General features: G+C 72.6%; 2 protein-coding genes. One reads left to right on the top strand and one right to left on the bottom strand.

Translation table 11 applies throughout. The annotated features are described in order from the left end of the window. Positions 1–221: 221 nt before the first annotated feature. Complete coding sequence (locus B1L11_RS44250) at positions 222–1,616, bottom strand: ROK family transcriptional regulator (protein WP_079321090.1); 1,395 nt, start codon at positions 1,614–1,616, stop codon at positions 222–224. Between the two features lie 234 nt (positions 1,617–1,850). Here B1L11_RS44250 and B1L11_RS44255 point away from each other — a divergent pair. Then, a partial coding sequence (locus B1L11_RS44255) for an ROK family transcriptional regulator (protein ID WP_256863440.1) occupies positions 1,851–2,938 on the top strand: 1,088 nt, incomplete at its 3' end.

Consider the following 2,938-nt stretch of genomic DNA (forward strand, 5'->3'; position numbering starts at 1 on the left):
ACGGTGCCGCTGCGGTTCCGGACGACCGATCAGGCGGGCGGGACGTCTGGGTGGGGGGAAGGGGACTGGGTGAGGGGGAAGGGGAAAGGAGGACGGGCACGGTGGTGATCCCGTCCGCCTGACGGCATGCGCCATCGCCGCGGCACGCGGGATGGGCGGGAGTGCCGGCGGCTCGGGACAGCCCGGTCAGGCGGACGGGACGTCTGGGTGGACGGGAGTGGTCAGATCGAGGCGGGGGACGGGGCGGGAGCGGGGCGGCGGACAGGCGGGGTCCACCGCGGAGTGGGGACGGACGGGTCATCGGGGGGCTCCTCACGGCGCCACGGGTGGCTGGGATGTCGGATGGCGATGGCTGTGGGGTCGGACAGTGCCCGTTCGACGACGACACCGGCCGCTCCACGCGACGCGGCGCCGAAGCCGAGGTTGGAGGCGACGAACCGGCAGCGGTCGGCGGCGCCGGTCATGCCCAGGCCGGCCATCTCCTCCCGGGCCGCGGGGACGATCCGGTCGGCGAGCTTGGCGAAGTAGCCGCCCAGCACGATCACCCGCGGGTTGAAGAGGTTGACCAGCACGGCCGCCCCGCGGCCGAGCCACCGGCCCACCTTCGCGAGGGCCGCGTCGACGCGGGGGTCTCCTTCGGCCCACCGCTGCTCGATCTCGGCCAGCCGCTCCTCCGGGTCACGGACGACCTGCCCGCCTGTGCCGTACGCGCGGTCGGGCGTGGCCATGCGCACCAGCGCGGCCAGCCCGACCTTGGTCTCCCAGCAGCCGATCCTGCCGCATCGGCACCGCTCACCGGACGGGTCGACCATGACGTGGCCGACCTCCCCGGCGAAGCCGTCCGCTCCGCTCAGCAGCCGGCCGCCGGAGATGATGCCGCCACCGACGCCCACCTCACCGGTGAGGTAGACCAGGTCGGGCGTCCCCGCGGCGACGCCCGAGGTGAACTCGGCCAGCGCCGCGAGGTTCGCGTCGTTGTCCACGGCGATGGGGATGCTCGCGCGGATGTCGGCCTGGGACAGCCGCTCGGCCACCGCCACCCCGTGCCAGCCGAGGTTCGGGGCGACGACCACCGTGCCGGTGTTCGTGTCGATCAGGCCGGGGACGGCCACGGTGATCCCGGCCAGCGCGACCCCGAGCCGGTCGAGGTCGGCGACGGTCCTCTCGACCATCAGGGCCAGCTCGTCCAGTGAGCGTTCCGGGCTGGAGCCCATGGCGTCGAAGCCGATGCGCCGGTCGGCGAGCACCCTGCCGGCCAGGTCGGTGGCGAAGGCGGCGATGTAGTCGACGTTGACCTCCACGCCCAGGGCGCCGATCCGTGAACCGTCCAGGACGAGCGCGACGCTCGGGCGGCCGACGGAACCCGCGTGCTGCGGCCCGGTCTCCTTGACCAGCCCCCGGGCCTGAAGCTCGCTCACCAGGCTGGTGACGGTCGTCTTGTTCAGTCCGGTCGCCACCGCGACGGCCGACCGGGAGCACGGGCCGTACGCACTCACGTGCCGCAGAACCAGAGCGAGGTTGGAACGACGCACGGTGGCCTGGTCCGCGGGAACACCCGCGGACCCGCCGCGACCCGGCGAGTCGGTCCTGTGGCCGTCGGCCCTGCTGTGCTCCACGCCGCTCCTCAATTAGTTCGCATGGCTGGCCGAATTAAAGACAGGGACTTCCGGCAGACACAAGGGGAAACCGGTCGCAAGTTGCGTAACGTTCCAATAACCACATAACGAATGAGTCCTGAACTGGGCAGAAAGGGAGCGATGCCAACTCGTTACGGAACCCAGGGGTGCGCAGACGGACACCTCCGTGTTACAACCCTGATTAATTGATCTCGTAGACAAACAAAGGATCAGGTGAGGCGGGTGTCGAACGAGCAGCACCTCACCCGCCTCTCGGGAGGCCCTCCGCCGGCGGGCCCCGCCGCCCTGCGCCGGGCGAACCTCTCGCTGGTGCTGCGTGAGCTGCGCGACCACACCTCCCTGTCGCGCGCCGACATCGCGGACGCGACCGGGCTGCACCGGGCCACCGTCTCCAACCTCATGGCGGAGCTGCTGGAACGGCGACTGGTGCGGGAGCTCGGCGTCGAGCACGCGGGCGCCGTCGGGCGCCCCAGACGGGCGGTGGCGCTGCACGGCGCGCACGTCGGCGCCCTGGGCATGGAGATCAACGTGGACTACATCGCGGTCCACGGCACCGACCTCAGCGGCCGGGTCCTGGTCGAGCGGCGGGTGGTCTTCGACGCGATGGGCAGCCGCCCGGACAGCGCGGTGCGCAGGCTGGGGCTCGTGGCCAAGGAGTCCGTGGAGGCGATGGCGCGGGCCGGCGCCGTCCCCGCGGGCATCGCGGTGGCCGTCCCCGGCCTCGTGGACGTGGCACGCGGCGTCGTGACGCTCGCGCCGAACCTCTACTGGCAGGACCTGCCGCTGGCAGACCAGTTGTCCGCCATGCTCGGCCCGCTGCGCGTGCCGGTGCGGGTGGACAACGACGCCAACCTCGCGGCGGTGGCCGAGTTCACCTCGGGCGTCGCCGCGGGGACGCCCGACCTGGTCTACCTCACCGGTGAGGTGGGCGTCGGCGGCGGCATCATCTCCGGCGGCAAGCTCCTGCGCGGAGCGGACGGCTTCTCCGGCGAGGTCGGGCACCTGCGGGTCGACCCGAACGGCGACCAGTGCGGCTGCGGCCGCATCGGCTGCTGGGAGACCAAGGTCGGACTGGCCGCGCTCGTCCGCGCGGCCATGCCCGAGCAGGCGTACGGGCTGCCCGGCATGCCGGTGCCCGACCCCGGCGAACGAGTGGCCGACATCGCCAGGGGCCTGGCCTCCGGCGACCGGCGCATGATGCAGGCGGTGGCGCAGGTCGGCCAGTGGCTCGGGCTCGGCGGCTCGATCGTGGCCAACCTGTTCAACCCGCGAGTGATCGTCATCGGGGGCTACTTCGCCTC

The sequence above is a fragment of the Microbispora sp. GKU 823 genome (assembly GCF_002027145.1).
In the GTDB taxonomy this organism is placed as follows: domain Bacteria; phylum Actinomycetota; class Actinomycetes; order Streptosporangiales; family Streptosporangiaceae; genus Microbispora; species Microbispora siamensis.